Origin of the sequence: Limnobacter sp. MED105 (assembly GCF_000170915.1) — a bacterium.
Taxonomy (GTDB): domain Bacteria; phylum Pseudomonadota; class Gammaproteobacteria; order Burkholderiales; family Burkholderiaceae_B; genus Limnobacter.
Map to the genome: position 1 here is coordinate 76,741 of NZ_ABCT01000004.1, position 18,197 is coordinate 94,937.

At 51.5% G+C, this 18,197-nt stretch carries 16 protein-coding genes; 9 read left to right on the forward strand and 7 right to left on the reverse strand.

The window, feature by feature from the left end; genetic code table 11:
- Nucleotides 1-5: 5 nt before the first annotated feature.
- The 7 genes from LMED105_RS05520 to moaA all read right to left on the reverse strand — a co-directional run bounded on the left by LMED105_RS05520 (nt 6) and on the right by moaA (nt 8,735).
- Nucleotides 6-1,160 carry a cadherin-like domain-containing protein gene (locus tag LMED105_RS05520; RefSeq protein ID WP_008249060.1) on the reverse strand — a complete coding sequence of 385 codons (1,155 nt, stop codon included), beginning with the start codon at nt 1,158-1,160 and terminating at the stop codon, nt 6-8.
- 139 nt (nt 1,161-1,299) lie between these two features.
- Nucleotides 1,300-2,592, reverse strand: a complete 1,293-nt coding sequence (locus LMED105_RS05525; protein WP_198006800.1) for an HlyD family type I secretion periplasmic adaptor subunit — start codon at nt 2,590-2,592, stop codon at nt 1,300-1,302.
- A gap of 62 nt (nt 2,593-2,654) precedes the next feature.
- Nucleotides 2,655-4,778 (reverse strand): ATP-binding cassette domain-containing protein, encoded by a 2,124-nt coding sequence (locus tag LMED105_RS05530; RefSeq protein WP_040512431.1) that lies wholly within the window; start codon nt 4,776-4,778, stop codon nt 2,655-2,657.
- Nucleotides 4,779-4,878: 100 nt separating this feature from the next.
- The gene (gene glp / locus LMED105_RS05535; RefSeq protein ID WP_008249071.1) at nt 4,879-6,123 is read right to left on the reverse strand and encodes a gephyrin-like molybdotransferase Glp; all 1,245 of its coding nucleotides are present in this window, start codon (nt 6,121-6,123) and stop codon (nt 4,879-4,881) included.
- Nucleotides 6,124-6,138: 15 nt separating this feature from the next.
- Nucleotides 6,139-6,732 (reverse strand): molybdenum cofactor guanylyltransferase MobA, encoded by a 594-nt coding sequence (mobA, locus tag LMED105_RS05540; RefSeq protein WP_008249072.1) that lies wholly within the window; start codon nt 6,730-6,732, stop codon nt 6,139-6,141.
- Nucleotides 6,729-7,598, reverse strand: coding sequence for a formate dehydrogenase accessory sulfurtransferase FdhD (locus LMED105_RS05545; protein WP_008249073.1), 870 nt, complete (start codon nt 7,596-7,598; stop codon nt 6,729-6,731). Before LMED105_RS05545 ends, mobA begins: the two co-directional genes overlap by 4 nt.
- Before the next feature lie 18 nt (nt 7,599-7,616).
- Nucleotides 7,617-8,735, reverse strand: coding sequence for a GTP 3',8-cyclase MoaA (gene moaA, locus LMED105_RS05550; RefSeq protein WP_008249074.1), 1,119 nt, complete (start codon nt 8,733-8,735; stop codon nt 7,617-7,619).
- Nucleotides 8,736-8,855: 120 nt separating this feature from the next.
- Between moaA and LMED105_RS05555 the strand changes: the two genes are divergently transcribed.
- From LMED105_RS05555 to LMED105_RS05595, 9 genes are all read left to right on the forward strand, one after another.
- Nucleotides 8,856-9,323, forward strand: coding sequence for a DUF3305 domain-containing protein (locus LMED105_RS05555; protein WP_198006801.1), 468 nt, complete (start codon nt 8,856-8,858; stop codon nt 9,321-9,323).
- Between the two features lie 4 nt (nt 9,324-9,327).
- The gene (locus LMED105_RS16160; protein WP_008249076.1) at nt 9,328-10,002 is read left to right on the forward strand and encodes a DUF3306 domain-containing protein; all 675 of its coding nucleotides are present in this window, start codon (nt 9,328-9,330) and stop codon (nt 10,000-10,002) included.
- 184 nt (nt 10,003-10,186) lie between these two features.
- The gene (locus LMED105_RS05565; protein WP_008249077.1) at nt 10,187-12,301 is read left to right on the forward strand and encodes a 4Fe-4S binding protein; all 2,115 of its coding nucleotides are present in this window, start codon (nt 10,187-10,189) and stop codon (nt 12,299-12,301) included.
- Nucleotides 12,298-12,924: a molecular chaperone gene (locus LMED105_RS05570; RefSeq protein WP_008249078.1), complete on the forward strand. Its 627-nt coding sequence runs from the start codon at nt 12,298-12,300 to the stop codon at nt 12,922-12,924. Before LMED105_RS05565 ends, LMED105_RS05570 begins: the two co-directional genes overlap by 4 nt.
- Before the next feature lie 14 nt (nt 12,925-12,938).
- On the forward strand, nt 12,939-13,157 hold the full coding sequence (locus LMED105_RS05575; RefSeq protein WP_008249079.1) for a twin-arginine translocation signal domain-containing protein: 219 nt from the start codon (nt 12,939-12,941) through the stop codon (nt 13,155-13,157).
- Between the two features lie 15 nt (nt 13,158-13,172).
- Entirely contained in the window at nt 13,173-16,112 is a 2,940-nt protein-coding gene (locus LMED105_RS05580; RefSeq protein ID WP_040512432.1) for a molybdopterin-dependent oxidoreductase, read from the forward strand.
- A gap of 25 nt (nt 16,113-16,137) precedes the next feature.
- Nucleotides 16,138-16,740, forward strand: coding sequence for a formate dehydrogenase FDH3 subunit beta (fdh3B, locus tag LMED105_RS05585; RefSeq protein ID WP_008249081.1), 603 nt, complete (start codon nt 16,138-16,140; stop codon nt 16,738-16,740).
- Between the two features lies 1 nt (nt 16,741).
- Nucleotides 16,742-17,005 (forward strand): hypothetical protein, encoded by a 264-nt coding sequence (locus LMED105_RS05590; protein ID WP_008249082.1) that lies wholly within the window; start codon nt 16,742-16,744, stop codon nt 17,003-17,005.
- Nucleotides 17,006-17,018: 13 nt separating this feature from the next.
- Nucleotides 17,019-18,095 (forward strand): formate dehydrogenase subunit gamma, encoded by a 1,077-nt coding sequence (locus tag LMED105_RS05595; RefSeq protein ID WP_008249096.1) that lies wholly within the window; start codon nt 17,019-17,021, stop codon nt 18,093-18,095.
- The last annotated feature ends 102 nt before the right edge of the window (nt 18,096-18,197 follow it).

Here is an 18,197-nt window from a genome sequence, read left to right on the forward strand (position 1 = left end):
TTGCATCAACAGACAGCAGCAGCTTCTTCAGCAGGTGCGCAGTTCGCAGAGTCAAAAGCACTGGCGCTGAATCCTGAGGCCCAAGCTGTTTTACTTTGGATGTATTCGTTGGCCTGGTCGCGGGCTTGATCCAGATAGGTTTGTACATTTTCCTGAACGGCTTCAATTACAGAATCGACCGTGTATTGTTCAGAGGAATATTCGTGGTCGCCCATCTGCGTATTGCCCGTGTAGTCGCTGCTGTCGGTGTTGTCAGCGCAATCGGTGTTGTCAGCAGGGTAATCGTTGTCGTTCACGGCTACGTCAATGGCGTCGACCTTCATGTACACATGGGCAGTGTCGGTCAGGCAACTGTCATCGCCGATGGTGTAGCTAATAACATCCTCTCCGCAAAAACCTTCATTGGGTGTGTAGTGCAACTTGCCATCCTTGATTTCCACTGTCCCGTTTTCGGCGCTTGCTTCGTTGATTCTTAAATCACCGCAGCCTAGGTCGTTTTTTAGAACGTCGACGATCACTGGGCAATCTGCCTTTGTGCTGGCGCAGTCATTGACCGCGTCAACCTCTGGGCAGTCCGGATCAGTTTTGCAATCTGGTTCGTCCACAGGCGGACAGGTGGGCGGTGTGGGGCACTCGCAGTCTTCTTCTTCGTCCACCGGCGGATCAACCGGTGGTGGTTCTTCATTTTCATCCACTGGCGTTGGGGGTGGCATGTCTTTACATTCCACACTCGCAGGGCCTTCTTTCTCAACCACTCGAACTGTGTTGGTACCATTTTCGCCAACCTTGCTATCCATGCTGGGCAGTGGGTCTTGGTTAACCCGCTCCACCACATAGCCCTCGCTTAGTTTTGGAAGGTCTTCGGGCACATCGTTGTCTTGTGCGCCGACAGTGATGTATTTGCGGATCACATCTTTTTCAGGAGGGGTAGCAGCGTCGAATGGAACAATTTCACCGGTCTTTGGCTTGATCAGCCATTCCGTAGGTCCCTCCAGAGGGCGAACCATTTCAGGCGCGGTAATTTGTCCGTCTGTATAAGGACCTAGTTGAACAACCACCTCTGTTTGCGGTTTCCGCTTCAGGGCTGGGCGAGGTTTTCTGGCCAAGCCAAGGGTACTGGGATCGCATTCTTGGGCATTCACAACTGGCTTTTCGCTCATGGGGGTCCTCGGGTTCGATGTCATTGATAAGTGATCGAGCCGCGAGTTTGGTTCCAAATCACCCGCGTGCCAAACAGGTGATTGGGTCAGGATTAACGGGAGTTAACTCTATCGAGTTATTGGAATGATTCGGTTGGGTTTACTGCTCGGTAAAAGCCTGGATTGAACCGCGTATAACTGGTTTTGTGAGGTAGGACAACACGGTTCGATCTTCAGTTTCAATGCTCACATTGGCCACCATGCCAGGCATCAGTCGAATTTTCTCATTCACATTCAGGCGTGGTACTTTCACTTTCACACTAAAGTAGGGTCGACCGAACTCGTCAAGTAAACTGTCTGCGGAGATACTTTCCACAGTTCCTTCCAATCCGCCGTATATGGAATAGTCATAGGCAGTCACACGAATGTTGGCGATTTGTTTGGGTCGAATAAACGCAATGTCTTTTGGGTTGATTCGGGTCTCGAAAACCAGTTGCTCATCAATTGGCACAATTTCGATCACCTCTTTTCCTGCGGGGACAACAGCGCCTCGGGTGTTGTACAAAACTCGTTGCACAAGACCGTCCACCGGGGTTTTTAATGTGGCTTGATTCACTCTGTCCGTGAGCTCGATCTGGTTCTGCTCAAGACTGGCCAACCTCGCCTTGACTTCCGAGAGTTCGGTGCGCGCTTCATTAATCTGCTTTAGGCGAGTTTCCTCAATTTTTTCGCGAGCCTCGCGAATGGCAGAGTACAAGCGACTGGTTTGCGCCTTGGCTCCTTCATAATCGCCTTTTGCTTTGGCGACGTCGCGTTCAAGTCGCAGTACTTCAACCGGGGAAACTGCACCGCTTTTTAGCAGTGGCCGCATACTGCTCAACTCTTGTTCGGATATTTCCAGGTTTCGTTTGGCAGCGGTGGCGTTGCTTTGTGCCTCATCGAGTTCGCGTTGCCGTTGGTCAAGCTGTTGTTCATAAATTTGCGTTTGTGAAGCCCATTCCTGAAGTTTGGTTTGTAGCAGTTTGGATTCCTGCAGGTACAGATCGGGGTATTGCTGAATTAGCGAGGCAGGTATGTTCGGCGTGGTGTTGTTAAGTTGGGCCATCAGCCGGGCTTCACGAAATTGAAAAGACGCATCAACCGCTTCCTTTTCCTTCAGGCTTGATGAAAACCGGGTGATGTCGATTTGAACCAGCTTGTCGCCAGCCTTGACCAATTGGCCCTCGCGCACAAACACCTGGTTGATAACTCCGCCATCCACAGCCTGAATCACCTGCAAGCGCTGGGAGGGTACAACACGCGCCTCGCCGTGAGCTGCTTGGGGTACTGTTGCAATTGCAGACCATGCCAACAAGGCCAACAAGGTAAGGGCACAGCCATGTACCAGGCGTTTTGTGAGCACTTGTTGTTCATGCCAAAGCCTTGACTGCTCAAGCCCCGCTGTTGCCGGCATGTGGTGTTCGCCATTTTTCCCAAGAAGCCAGTTTATGAATCGTATGGTGTGGCGCTGAGTTTTCATGGTTCAACCTGCGTTGTTTGCTTTCGTTGTGTGGCCAGAGCATTGGCCGCATGCAGTACTTCAGGTTTGTTGCCTTGTGCGTGAATTTGCCCGTTGTGCATCAGGGCAAGGCGACTCGCACAAGCCAACAACCCAAGCTTGTGGGTGGTAAACACCAACATGCTTCGTTCGGGTAGTTGTTGCAGGTGCTGCAACAAGCGGTTTTCCATATGCTGGTCCAGGCAAACAGTGGGTTCATCCAGCAGTATCAGTTGTGGTTGGCCTGCCAGCGCTCTGCAAAGCGAAACTGCCTGTTTTTGTCCCGACGACAAGTTGTTACCCTGGCTGTCTATAGCCATGTGAATACCGTCTGGGTGCTGGTCTACCCAGTCTTTCAAGCCAAGTTGTTGGAGAATTTCCCAGCAATCGCTTGAGTTGATGTGCGGGCGCATGAAGCGAATATTGTCGAGCAAACTACCCTTGAGTAACACAGGGGGTTGACTGGCGTAACCCACTTTGGATTGAAATTCACTGTTTTGATAATGTTCGATCGACAATTTGTTGACCACAAGTTGACCCTGATCGCATTTAAGTTGTTGGGCAAGCAGTTTGAGTAGGGACGTTTTTCCAGACCCTGTGGTGCCGATAACAGCTAGCCTGCCACCGGCATGCAATTGAAGGTTCACATTGCGCAGCAAGAAATCAAATGGTTGATTGGCTTCTTTGTTGCGCCCCGGTTTAATTACGCTGGCGAATTCAAGCGACATGTTGTTGATTCGTTCAAGCGCTGAACGTTGAACCGTGGTTGGGGTTTGTTGCCCCAAGAACTGGTCAAGTTCTTCGAAACTGGCTTGGGCTGAATGTGTTTGTACTAGATGAGCCTGTAGTTTTTGAATTGGTGCGAAACAGCGCATGGTGAGCATGGACACTGCGATCAATCCACCCACGGTTAGTTGCTTTTCAACAATGAAATAAACGCCTAGCGTGATAGTAAGTACCCAACTACTTTGTTGTAACAGATGTATTCGTTGATTCACTACAAACATTTGATCGCGAACTGCGTTGCCGCTTAATCGCGATTTAAGCTGAAGCTTGTTCAATAATTTGCCATGGGCTTGCTCAACGCCATGTGCCTGAATGCAGTCCAGGCCAGACAGTGAATCAAGCCATTGGCTTTGTGTTTCCCGACTTTGTCGCATTTGCGTTTGCCCAAGCCGTGAAATTCTCCTGTGCGATGTTGCAATGAACAGCAAAGTTAGTCCGATAACCCCGCCTGCGATCAACAGAAACAGCGGGTGAATCAGGGCTATTACTGCCAAGAAAAGTACTAAAAACGGAAGGTCAATCAGTGCAAGAAGAAATACACCAGTGACCAATTCACGCAGTTGCTCGAATGAACGCAAATGCTGTAGAAGCAGGCTTGGTTCAGTTTTGTAGACGGGTACATTCAAAAGTGATTTCGACAGATGCATCGTGCATCGGGTGTCGATCGAAGTTGCGGCAACCTCCATCAGGCGATGGCGCGCATGTTTCAAGGCATGTTCAAAACCCAGGCAAAGAAATACACCCAGTAGCAATGCAATCATTGAGGCATAGGCTTGGTTGGGAATGATGCGGTCATACACCTGAAGCGAGAAGAGTGGGCCCGCCAGTGCCAACAGATTGATCAGCAGGGAGGCATAAATCACCGGCTTAAAGCTTCCATTTTCGAAATCAAATGCTTCTCGTAACCACTTGCTGTCGCGAAGCTGTTGCCAAAAGTCAAGCAGGCCTGCCGGTGCTTGTTCATTTCCTTGAACTGTTTTTGGCGCTTCAATTTGCAAGGCCCATTTCAATGAAACCGGCGTGGCATTCGATGAAGTCAGTTCTTGAAGTCGACCACACTCACCGTTGTGCAGCGTGGCCAATGTGTGCAGGCCTAGGTGTTTGATTTCACTGACCGACACCTGATGAAAAAGCTGCCACGAAATATTGCAGGCGGATAGATAAGCCAACAATTGATTTAGATCGATGTCGTGTTCCGAGTCAGCCAGATCGGTTTGTAATTCCCATTGGCTGGGCAGAAATTCCAGTCCCATTTCCTCAAGCAGGCTGCACAAAGCGCGTTGCAATGGTTTGATGGGGCGCGGGTCTTGGAGCATGTCACAGGCCAAAATTCAAGAGCGCTCATGGTAGCGCTTGAATCTGGCCCTGAAAATCACTCACTTGGTTCACTCCCCCGGGCGGGGTGTGTGCGTACTTCTATATCAAACCTTCAAAGGGCAACGCCAGAACGGTGTCCCCAGCCTTCAAATCACCTTGGTCATGTTCCAGCACCAGCAAGCAATCGGATTCAGACATACTGCGCAAGATTCCTGATCCTTGGGCGCCGCTAAGGTGGGCAAGCAAAAGACCTTTTCCCATGGTCAGGCGGGCTCGTTGATACTCGGTACGTCCTGGGCGTTTGCGTACATTTTGAGCCAATTTTGCAGACACCATTGGAATTGGCAGTGCGTTGGCATTGGCCAGTTTGAACAAAGCGTCACGCACGAATGCATAAAAGGTCACCATGACTGCGACTGGGTTGCCGGGCAGGCCGAACAAGTACGCAGAGTCACCATTGGTTGAATTGTGCACCTGGCCAAAGGCCATTGGACGGCCAGGGCGCATGGCAATTTTCCAGAAGTTAACGCTCCCCAGTTTTTCCATGACCTGCTTGGTGTAGTCTGCTTCACCCACAGATACGCCGCCCGATGTAATGATCACATCGGCTTGTTCCATGGCCTGCAGCATCGCGTGTTCAAGGGCTTCCGGGGAGTCATGAACTACCCCCATGTCAAGCAGTTCAATAAACCTCAAACGAGTCAACATGCCATACAAAGTGTAACGGTTGCTGTCGTACACGCAGCCTTCATCCAGCGGCTGACCCAAGGAGCGTAACTCGTCGCCGGTGGAGAAAAATGCAACACGCAATTTTCTGCGTACCGAGATTTCGGCAACGCCCAGTGAGGCGAGCAGGCCCAAGTCAGCTGGTCGAAGTACCTTGCCAGCGGGCAGGGCGGGTTTGCCAATCGTTAGGTCTTCACCGGCAAGTCTGCGGTTGTCTCCGGCCTTGACAGCCCCTGGTGGAAAACTGATTTGGTCGCCGCTCACGGTGGCATTTTCTTGCACCAGCACGGTGTCGCAGTTCAGGGGCATCACTGCGCCGGTCATAATGCGCACGCATTCGCCATTGCCACAAGTGCCGGTGAAGGCTTTTCCCGCATAGGCGGTACCGATCATTGTCAGGTGAGTGATGTCGGAATTCTGTATGTTGCTGCTGTTGAAGGCATAACCATCCATCGCAGAATTGTCGTGAGCCGGCACATTGATGGGGGACAACAAATCCGCAGCAAGTACCTGGTCCAGCGCCTCGCGAATGGCCACCGTGCGTGTGCCTGTAATCGGCTTGAGAAGCGACAGTATTTTTAGTCGCGCTTGTTCCACTGTTTGAAAATCAGTTTCCATGCTTTGCCTTGCTACTCAGGATTTCTGCTCAAGTTCTTTGAGTTCTTCAAGCGTGTTGACGTTGTGAAAGGCGGCTTCATCGTCAAACTCAACAGCCTCATGAGGAATATTGGCGTACCAGGCGTCAATTTTCCGGCCGCCCTTGCGCAGGAATTCTTCCATACTGGGCAACAGTTCGGTTCGCATCATGCAAAACACCGGGTGGTGGCGACCTTTGGTCGAAGCCACTGTCAACATCAGCCCAACATTTTTCTCGAAGGGGGCGCTCAGTTTTTCAACCAGATTCACCGGGAACATGGGCACATCGCAAGGCACGGTCACCAAGAAAGGCACTGTGGCGTAACTAAGGGCTGTCTGCATTCCTGCCAGAGGGCCTGCAAAATCGGGTTGCTGGTCGCATATTACAGGTATGCCGAATCCTTCGTAGACACCAATGTTTCTGTTGGCATTCATGGTCATGCTGCCGACCTGCCCATTGAGTCGCATCATGGCATGAAGTGCCAGTGGTGCGTTTTTGTAATTGCGTAATCCTTTGTCGATGCCACCCATTCGGCGGCCCATGCCACCGGCGAGGATAACGCCGGTGATGTCATCCAGAGAGATACTCATGCGTATTGTGTGTCAGTTAAAGTGTTGAATCGATGGGTGCCGGTGTAGAGCAAGTAATGCTTGCCCTGGCAGCGCCCCAGCATTGTGATATTCAATTTCTGGGCGATTTCATAGCCCATTTGTGTCAGGCCCGAGCGCGATACCAACACGGGTATGCCCATTTGTGCGCATTTAATGACCATCTCTGAGGTTAACCTGCCGGTGGTATAAAAAATTTTGTCCTCACCAGTCATGCCGTGTAACCACATTTGGCCAGCGATGGCATCGACGGCGTTGTGACGCCCAACGTCTTCAACAAACAGCAAAATTTCTCCGCGGTTCTCGCCGCTATTCGAACACAGTGCGCAACCATGCACAGCGCCAGCCTGTTTGTAGATTGACTCGTGTTTACGAACATTGTCCATCACGCCGTACAGCACGTCTTGCGAAAGGTGATAGGCGTTGCTGAGTTGAACCTTGTCCAGATCTTCCATCAAGTCCCCGAAAACGGTGCCTTGTCCGCAGCCCGAAGTTGTAGTTTTCTTCTCCAGCTTCTGGGCCTTTTCTGTGGTTTCCCAAATGGTTTGGCCGGTATTTTTCAACACAGCTGAAGTGACCGCAACACTCTCTGTTTCCCAGTCCACATGAATTGCCGCGATCTCCGAGGGATCAGACACTAATCGCTGATTGCGCAGCCAGCCCAGCGCCAAGGCCTCAGGTTGTGAGCCCAAGGTCATGATGGTCAGCAGTTCTTTTTTGTCGAAGTACAGGGTGAGTGGGTGTTCACCAGAAATTTGAACCGGCACCTGTTCTCCGCGCTCGTTGGTGGCCGTAATTTCAACGGTGCTGGGTATGCTCGCCTGAGTGGTTTGTATTTGTGCTGCCATAACTTTTTCAATAAACCCCTATCCGCCGATGTAAGACATTTCAATTCTGTCCTTGGGCTGAGTGGTGTTTTCAGTTCGAATTTCGCTGTAGCGATCGGCCCTGACAGACCACAGATTTCTGATCGCATCGTTCAGTTGCTTGCCAATTTCTTCTGATGGAGAGTTTGAGCGAATCAATGGTTTTAAATCGTGCCCTTTGCTCGCAAACAGGCAGGTGTATAGCTTGCCTTCGGTGGACAAACGAATACGGGTGCAGTCTTTACAGAAGGCTTGCGTTACTGAGGAAATCACGCCGATTTCACCTGCGCCATCGCTGTATTTCCAGCGTTCAGCCACTTCACCCGTGTAATTGGCATCCAGCATTTGCAACTGCGACACCTGTTGGGAAATCATATTGACGATACGGGCGGAAGGAATAACTTCGTCCATTTTCCATCCGTTGCTACTGCCTACATCCATGTACTCAATAAAACGCAGTATGTGGGGTGTGCTTTTGAAGTGTTTGGCCATGGGTAACACTTGGTCGTCATTCATCCCACCTTTGACAACCATGTTCACTTTGATTGGACCAAGGCCTGCCTCGTGTGCCGCCTCGATGCCATCTAGCACCTCATCCACGGAGAAATCGACGTCATTCATGGCCTTGAAAACCGCATCGTCTATCGCATCCAGGCTCACTGTGACACGGTTCAATCCGGCTTCTTTCAATGTTCTCGATTTTTTGCGTAGCAGGGTGCCGTTGGTAGTCAACGTGATCTCAACTGGCTTTCCGCTTGGTGTGCGCAGGCGTGCCAGTTGCTCAATCAAAATTTCGATATTTTTTCGAAGCAGGGGTTCGCCACCAGTGAGGCGAATTTTCTCGACACCCAGTGCAACGAATTCGCGAGCAACCCGCTCGATTTCTTCAAAGCTGAGCAAGTCTTTGTGTGGCAAAAACTGGTAGTCTTTGTCGAAAATCGACTTAGGCATGCAGTACACGCAACGAAAGTTGCACCGATCCGTGACAGAAATACGCAAGTCGTGAAGCCTGCGATTGAAATGATCTTTTGCGGGTACTTCACTGTTCTGCGGTGCGCTGAAATTCAGGGGAATTACGCGCGAATTGTCCTGGACCAGTTGAATAACTCGGTCTGTCATCGTTCAATCCCTCGCCCCATGGGGCAAACTCCTATTGTGATACTTGTGGTGTATCTTCTAATCTAATAACCATGAATTGTGCCCGTACTGGCGGGCACCGGCAACTCACAGAGGTGTTTTTTGAGCGCAAAATTTTTGGTGCTGGGTGAACTGGCTTTGAATGTCAAAATCGGGAAAGTGGCCCAGAACTCTCCTTGGCAGCCATTTCGCTGGCAAGTACTCGAGATGAGCCCGATTGATGTTCCAATGATGCAAGGTGAAGATGAGCGGGTTCAGATCATCAATGTCGAGGTGTATCAAGATCAGTTACAGGGCTATTTTCTCAATTTAGACACTGAGACTCCTTTTGTTTTCTTCGGTGTGCGTTACCCGGAAGAAAATAAAACGCTAATGCCTTCAATATTCGAGGCTACTTTTAGCTACGACGAGGCGGCACGCTGGATGGACTCCAACGAAGAGGTACAAACCTTGCCGTTGCCCGCGCCAGTGGCGAGTTGGCTGGCGGAACTGGTTCAGGCGAAATACCAGCCTGAGCCCAAACAGCGCAGGCGTCCACAGTCTTTCTTAAAACCTGAAGAGCGCAGTTAATTCGATGAGCGAAAATTTTTTAAGTCGTTGGTCCAAGCGGAAGCTTGAGGTTCGAGCCCAGGAGCAACTGGCCGAACAAGCGTCCGTCTTGCAGACAGAAGCACCTTTATCTGGTGTCGATTCCGGACAAGGTGCCGCGGCGGATGAATTAAGCACACCAAAGCCACTGGAGCAGACGGCGGCTACCCAGCCTGAGTTGCCTTTGCCGACGGAAGAAGATCTCCAGGCGGTAGAGCAGGGTGGTGATATCAAGGCTTTCATGGTCGAAAAAGTGTCCACGGAGCTGAAAAACAAGGCATTCAAGGCACTTTTTTCCCGCCCGGAATTCAATGTGATGGATGGTCTGGACATCTACATTGATGATTACAATAAATTTACACCGCTGAGTCAGGAGGACATCGGGAAAATGACCCTGTCCAAGCAATTGCTCAGCAGGCCTGACCTTGAAATATTGAAAAAGTCCGAGATTGATGAGGGGCTTGAGCGCGTTGGAGCAGTGCTTTCCGAAACTGATGACTCTGGGTCTCCTGTGTTAGACGAAATCGATGTGTCTGAACATTCCGATCTTGAAAAATCAGATTTACAGAATGAGACTAGGGTTATCCCTGACACACTGCAAGATGCTGATTATAAAAAAGAATTAGAAAATCGTTCGTTTGAATCGCCAGATAAAAAATAACGAATACTTGGTACATTTTGTCTGTGGCGTGTCCAGCCCGATACAGACAAAATGCACCAACACTCATGCTTGTATACAAGAGGTATTTCTAGGCGACTGATTCTAAATAAGAAAATTCTCCCCGCTGGTCTGGCACAAGTTTTGCAATTAATTGCCAAATAACCAAAATAGAAGTATCAATACAATGACCAACTCGGATGTGTTTGTGTGTGGTTGCCAGGGCAGCGGCGAGACAGTCGATAAAGCGTTGCAAAACGTGAGAGTCGAGGGTATTCGTTTCATTTCAGCCCAGCGCGCTTGCCGCGACGGAATCACCGCAGTGCTGGACGCCAAGAACCAAACTGCTGGCGCTCGCTGTTTTGTGGGTTGTACGCAGGAACAAGCAGTATTTGAATCTGTTGCCGACGGCGCAACATCCCAAACTATTGAATTCTTCAATTTGCGCGGCCTGTTGCGAGGTCAGCCGACGGGTCAAAGCTCGCCCGAGGCCGCAGCCACGGTGGCAGCGTTGGCCGCCTACGAAACTGATTTCCAGGTTGAGCCCGTGCCGGCTGTGGTGTTTAAATCGCAAGGCCGTGTCGCCATTGTTTCCAACAGTGACAAGCAGTTGCACCATGCGCAAACCCTTTCGAACAACCTGACGGTTGATTTGTTGGTGGCTGATCCCGCAGGTCTCGTGCTACCAGCCAAGCGCGATCTAAACGTACTCGCATTAAGTGTCGATTCTGCCGAAGGCTACCTTGGCGCATTCTCCCTGAATACACGAAAGACCAATCCGGTCGACATGGAAATGTGCACGCGCTGCGGCGCCTGTGTGGATGCCTGTCCCACCCAATCAATTTCCAAAGAATCGCTGACCATCGATTTGAACAGTTGCGACCAATCCGGCGCCTGTATCAAGGCTTGTGGCGATTTCAAGGCGATTTCATTTGCCGACATGAGTACCGTGGCCGCGCGCCAGTACGACATGGTCATCGACTGCACCATGCCCGGTCTGTTTGCAGATCGCCAGGCGCCCTTGGGGTACTGGCATGTTGGTGACAGCGATCAATTGCTGCTCGAAGCAATGCTCGACGCAGTACAAACCGTGGGCGAATTCGAGAAGCCCAAATTCTTTGAGTACAAGTCAAGCATCTGTGCGCACAGCCGCTCGAACAAGGAAGGCTGCAATAGTTGCATCGACGCTTGCAGCACCAAAGCGATCAAGTCAGCTGGCGAGAAAATTGAGGTGAATCCTCACCTGTGCCTTGGTTGCGGTGCCTGCACCACGGTGTGCCCAACTGGAGCCATTCAGTTTGCTTTGAGTCCCGCGACTGTTCAGGGCCGTTCAATCAAGTCCGCACTCAAGGCCTTCCGTGCCAACGCTGGCAAGAAGGCCGAAGTTGTGTTGCACGGCCCAGACCTTGAACACAACTGGCTGGAGTCGGCAAAAAAAGCCGCGAAGCCAGCATCGGGCAAAGCTGCAATTTCAGACTTCAGCTTGTTGCCAATTGAATTGAATCACAGTGCCAGTGTCGGTCCGGATCTTTGGTTGTCTGCACTGGCTTTTGGTGCAGACCGCGTCACCATCATGCAGTCTGCTGTTGAAGCAAGTCACTATGGCGAGCCCTTGGCCGCACAGGTGGGTTGGGTCAATGCCTTGCTGGAAGCCATTGGCTTGCAGCGCCGTGTTCGGGTGCTGCATGTCGGCCAAACAGACCAGTTGTTTGCCCCCAGCGACCTGCAGGCAAGTGGCGTAGCGCCAGCCAGCTTCGAGTTGTCCTCGAACAAGCGTACCCGCATGGAATTTGCAATCGACCACTTGGTCGAATATGCCCAACTGAAAGCAAAAGTGAGCTTTGCGGAACCGATCGCCCTGCCAGCAGCTGCGCCGTTCGGCGCGGTGTTGGTCAACAAAGACAAATGCACCTTGTGCATGAGTTGCACAAGCGCTTGCCCCGCTTCGGCGCTAATCGACAATCCTGAAATGCCACAACTGCGCTTCATTGAACGCAACTGCGTGCAGTGTGGTTTGTGTGTCGAGACGTGTCCCGAAAATGCCATGCAGCTTGTTCCACAATTGCTGCTTGGACCCGCTGCACGTGAAAAGCGCGTGTTGAATGAATCGCAGCCTTTCCATTGCATCAGCTGTGGTAAAGCTTTTGGCACCAAGCACATGATCGACAACATGTTTGCCAAATTGAGCCAGCACAGCATGTTCGAGCGCAATGCGAATCGCTTGAAGATGTGTGCCGATTGCCGCGTGACCGACATGTATAGCGCCAAGGATGAAATGACCATTTTTGAGGTGAAGAAATGAGCATCCAGGTTCAACAGGATGACAACCTGATCGCTGGTGAAGACTGGGCCCGTGCCGATTTTTACGGTCTGTTGTCCCAGTTGTTTTCAGGCAATGTGACAGACGAGTTCTTGGCGCGTTTTCGCGAAATTGATCGCGAGTTGCTCGACATCACAACCCCTTTGGGTTTCGAGTTTTCGGAGCTGATCCGAGTGGTCGGACAGTTTGACAGTAAAAAGATCAATCAAGAGTTTGTGGATAATTTCATCGGCGTTGGTCGCCCGGAAGTCATGCTCTATGGCTCGTATTACATGGCAGGTTTTTTGAATGAAAAGCCCTTGATTGCCTTGCGAGATGACCTGGCCAAATTTGGATTGACCCGTGATGAAAGCCTGGTGGAGACAGAAGATCACATCGCATTTTTGTGTGAGGTGATGCGCTATCTGATTTTGGCGGATGACCCACCCGTATCGTTCGCCGAACAACGTGCCTTTTTCCAGGCTCACATGGCGAGTTGGTACGGTCGCATGGCTGACGACATAGAGGCTGCCAGCAATACCGATTTTTACAAAACAGTGGGTCGATTGACCCGCGTATTTTTTGATGTTGAAACACAGTCTTTCGATTTTGAAAGTGCCGTTTGATTGGAGGTGATGAGATGACCAAGAAAATGATAAATCAAGACAAACCCAAGCTAGCAAGACGCCAATTCCTGGTGGGTGCTGGTGCGGGTGTCGCTGCTGCCGGTGCTGCACTGGTGGTTAGCAAACAACCTGAAGTGGCCGAACAAGCCGCTGCCGCAGGCACCGAGAAAAAATCGAAGGGTTATCAGCTCTCTGAGCATGTGAAAACCTATTACAGAACCTTGCTGGTGTAATTCAAGGAGACCAGGATGTTAAAGCGAAGAGACGAAAAGACAGTGGCCAAAGTGATTCCCAATCACAACCACAGCCTGCTCAATAAAATCGGATCCCGTTTGGGCGCCACTATGGACCGCCGTGCTTTTCTGAAGCGCTCCGGTATTGGTGTGGGTGCGGGTGCGGTTGCAGGCAGTCTGCCGTTTGGCATGGTGCGTAAAGCAGAAGCGGCTGCCGAAGGCGGTGCCGCAAGCGGCGCAATCGAGATCAAGCGTACGATTTGTACACACTGTTCAGTGGGTTGTGCCACAGACGCAGTGGTACAAAACGGCGTGTGGGTTCGCCAGAACCCCGTGTTCGAAAGCCCCATTAACCTGGGCGCCCATTGCGCCAAGGGTGCTGCACTGCGTGAACACGGCCACGGCGAGTATCGCCTGAAGTACCCCATGAAATTGGTGGATGGCAAGTACCAGAAAATTAGCTGGGACGAAGCACTGGACGCCATCACCAAAAAAATGCTGGCTCTCCGTGAAGAAAATGGACCAGACTCCGTGTTTTTTATCGGTTCGTCCAAGCATAACAACGAGCAGTCTTACTTGCTGCGCAAGTGGGTGTCCATGTGGGGCACCAACAACACCGATCACCAAGCTCGTATTTGCCACTCCACCACAGTGGCTGGCGTTGCAAATACCTGGGGTTACGGTGCAATGACCAACTCCTACAACGACATGCAAAATACAAAGTGTGCGTTGTACATTGGTTCGAACGCTGCTGAAGCTCACCCTGTGTCTGTATTGCACATGCTGCACGCCAAGGAAACCGGTGCGAAAATGATCGTGGTTGATCCACGTTTCACTCGCACGGCTGCCCGTGCAGATGAGTATGTTCGCATTCGCTCTGGTTCAGACATTCCATTCCTGTTCGGTATGCTGTACCACATTTTCAAGAACGGCTGGGAAGACAAAAAGTACATCAACGACCGTGTGTACGGTATGGACCAGATCAAGGCCGACGTAATGGCCAACTGGACTCCCGACAAGGTGGAAGAAGCTTGTGGCGTGAACGAAGCGCAGATGTACAAAGTGGCTGAAATGATGGCTAAGAACCGTCCCAGCACATTGGTTTGGTGTATGGGGCAAACCCAACACTCCATCGGTAACGCCATGGTTCGTGCCTCCTGTATCGTGCAGTTGGCATTGGGTAACATCGGTGTGTCTGGCGGCGGTGCAAACATTTTCCGCGGACACGACAACGTCCAGGGTGCCACCGACGTGGGTCCAAACCCGGATTCATTGCCCGGTTACTACGGCGTTGCAGAAGGCTCCTGGAAGCACTGGTGCCGAGTTTGGGGTGTGGATTACGAATGGATCAAGAGTCGCTATGCCGAAGGCATGTCAACCAAAGCGGGTATGACAGTGTCACGTTGGGTTGATGGTGTACTTGAAAACCCGGAACTAATCGACCAGAAAGCCGGTAACTTGCGTGGCCTGTTCTTCTGGGGCCATGCACCCAACTCTCAAACCCGTGGTTTGGACATGAAGAAAGCCATGGACAAGCTTGACCTGCTAGTGGTGATTGATCCCTATCCTTCAGCCACTGCCTCAATGGCGGCAATGCCAGGTGACCCCGCAGGTTTGAATCCAAACCGCGAGGTGTACCTGTTGCCTGCGGCAACTCAGTTCGAGTGTTCCGGCTCTTGCACTGCTTCCAACCGTTCGCTGCAGTGGCGTGAAAAAGTGATCGAACCCATGTTCGATAGCCGCACCGACCACATGATCATGTATCAGCTGGCTGAGAAGCTGGGCTTTGCAGACGAATTCAGCCGCTCACATACCTTGGTTAAAGGCAAGGGCGGCATGATGGAACCAGAAATGGAATCCGTCTTGAAGGAAATCAACAAAGGCACCTGGACCATCGGTTACACCGGTCAAAGCCCAGAGCGCTTGAAGCTGCACATGAAGAACATGCACACCTTCAACGTTCGTACATTGAAAGCTGAAGGCGGTCCTTGTGATGGTGACTACTTCGGTTTGCCATGGCCTTGCTACGGCACAGCCGATATAAAGCACCCTGGCTCGCCCAATCTGTACTCAACCGAGAAATCAGTGATGGACGGTGGTGGTAACTTCCGCGCCAACTTCGGTGTTGAGAAAGACGGTGTTAATTTGTTGGCCGAAGCTGGCTCACACCCAGTGGGTGCCGAGATTACTACTGGTCACCCTGAATTCACCGCAGACATGCTCAAACAGTTGGGCTGGTGGGACGACCTTACTGAGGCTGAGAAAGTCGAAGCCGAGGGCAAGAACTGGAAAACCGACCTTTCCGGCGGCATCCAGCGCGTAGCCATGAAGCACGGTTGCCACCCATTCGGTAACGCCAAGGCGCGCGCTGTGGTGTGGAACTTCCCGGATCCAGTGCCCAAGCACCGTGAACCGCTGTACTCGACCAAGCCAGATTTGGTGGCCAAGTACCCAACTCACGATGACAAGGCCGGCTTCTGGCGCTTGCCAACGTTGTACAAGTCAATTCAAGAGAAGAACGCCGACATCGGCAAGTCCTTCCCATTGATCATGACTTCAGGCCGACTGGTGGAATACGAAGGTGGTGGTGAAGAGACCCGGTCCAACCCATGGTTGGCTGAACTTCAGCAAAACATGTTTGTTGAAATCAACCCCAAGGCGGCGAACGACCGCGGCATCAAACACGGTGATCAGGTTCGTGTAATGACGCCAACCGGCGCGAAGATTCAGGTACAAGCCTTGGTCACTCGTCGTGTTGGTGAAGATACAGTCTTCTTGCCATTCCATTTCTCTGGGCATTGGGAAGGCAAAGACCTTCTTCAGTATTACCCAGAAGGTGCGGCACCTGTTGTACGTGGTGAAGCAGTGAACACTGCAACTACTTACGGCTATGACAGCGTGACGATGATGCAGGAAACGAAGACCACCGTATGCCAGATTGAAAAGCTGGTTTAAGCACTAATGCAAAGGAGATAAGAAAATGGCACGTATGAAGTTTCTATGTGATGCCGAGCGTTGCATTGAGTGCAATGGCTGCGTCACCGCATGTAAAAACGAGCACGAGGTAGAGTGGGGCATTAACCGCCGCCGCGTGGTAACCATCAACGACGGCGAACCCGGAGAGCGTTCAATTTCCGTGGCCTGTATGCACTGTTCAGACGCGCCTTGCCAGGCCGTTTGTCCCGTGAACTGCTTCTACAAAACCGATGAAGGTGTTGTATTGCACGACAAGGACTTGTGTATCGGTTGCGGTTACTGCTTCTACGCTTGTCCTTTCGGCGCACCACAATTCCCGCAAGAAGGTGCATTTGGTCAGCGTGGCAAGATGGACAAGTGCACATTCTGTGCCGGTGGTCCGGAAGAAGATGCTTCTGAAGCCGAGTTTGAGAAGTATGGTCGTAACCGTTTGGCCGAGGGCAAGTTGCCTCTGTGCGCCGAAATGTGTTCAACCAAGGCATTGTTGGCAGGTGACGGTGACGTAGTTTCCGACATCTTCCGCAATCGCGTGGTTGTTCGCGGCAAGGGTGCCGAAGTGTGGGGCTGGAGTTCAGCCTATGGTCAACCTGCCAAGGAGGGCGCGTAATATGGCGCTTCGCGGCAAGTTGATTCTTTCCGGGGCCTTCGCGGGCCTTATTTTGGCCACCGGCTGTTCACCCCTGGAAGACGCCAACAACGGCAAGGGGTATGCAGGCAAGGCTGACACTCCTGCATTTGAAACAGGCGGCGGTCAGTACACCGCCGGCGGTTTTAAGGCAGGTGACAAGGAAAGCTGGGAAGAAACCCTGAACGTCCGAGCCAAAGCCCAGAACGAATACGTTCGTACTGGCGATTCGGCAAAGGCCCAATAAGGAGAAGTCGATCATGACACATTCAACCATTCGGGCTGCCGCGCGGCCAGGCTTGGGCAAGGCGTTGTTGGCCTTGTTCACCGCCCTGGTTTTTGCGGTGTGCTCACTTTGGTCAATGGGGGCCATGGCGCAAGATGCTTCTGAACGCTCACAAGCGCAAGTTCAAAAGCAACAAACGCAACCCCTCAACAATTCGCCAGTTTGGGAAGGCGTTGCGTCTGGTGAATCGTTCACCACCGTAACCAAAGGCCGTGAAACTGGTGTGCTGATCAACAAAAGCGGTGAAACTTGGCGCCAAATGCGCAATGACTGGATTTCCTACTATGGCGGCTGGGCCGTTGCGTTGGTATTTCTTGTAATTGTGGGTGCTCACTTGGTGAAAGGCCCTGTAAAGTTGCCCGAGCCACGCACCGGCAAGTTGATTGAGCGTTTTACTTCCGCAGAGCGTGTGGCCCACTGGACCATGGCATTTAGTTTTGTGGCGTTGGCGCTTACCGGTTTGTTGTTGATGTTTGGCAAGTATGTGCTGGCTCCATGGATGGGTTTAACGCTCAACTCATGGCTTGCATCAATCAGCATCGTGATTCACAACTTTGTGGGTCCGTTGTTTGCAGTCAGTATCATTGTGTTTTTCATCATGTACGTGAAAGACAATCTGCCAGAGAAAAACGACATTGAATGGCTCAAGAAGGGTGGTGGTCTGTTTGGACATGCGCCAGCCGGTCGCTTCAATATGGGCGAGAAAATCTGGTTCTGGGGTGGCGTTACGGTGCTTGGTATCGTAGTGTCTGCAACTGGGCTTATCCTCGATTTTCCGAACTTTGACCAAGACCGCTTGCTCATGCAACAGTCACATGTAATTCATGCCAGTGCTGCGCTTTTGTTCATCATCATGTCCATGGGCCATATTTACATTGGTTCGATTGGTATGGAAGGTGCACTTGAGGCAATGCGTGACGGCTATGTGGATGAAACATGGGCCAAAGCTCACCACGATGCTTGGTACGATGACATCAAAGCTGGCAAAATTTCGCCAGTGCGCTCCAAAGAAGGTGCAACAGCCATGGGTTCTCAAGTAATGGCCCGATAAAAGGCGCCATCACACTTGAAGAAAACTTAAGCAAAATATAACCCACTCAGCGATGAGTGGGTTTTTTTATGGCTCAACAAAAAGCCCAATGAAAGAATAACT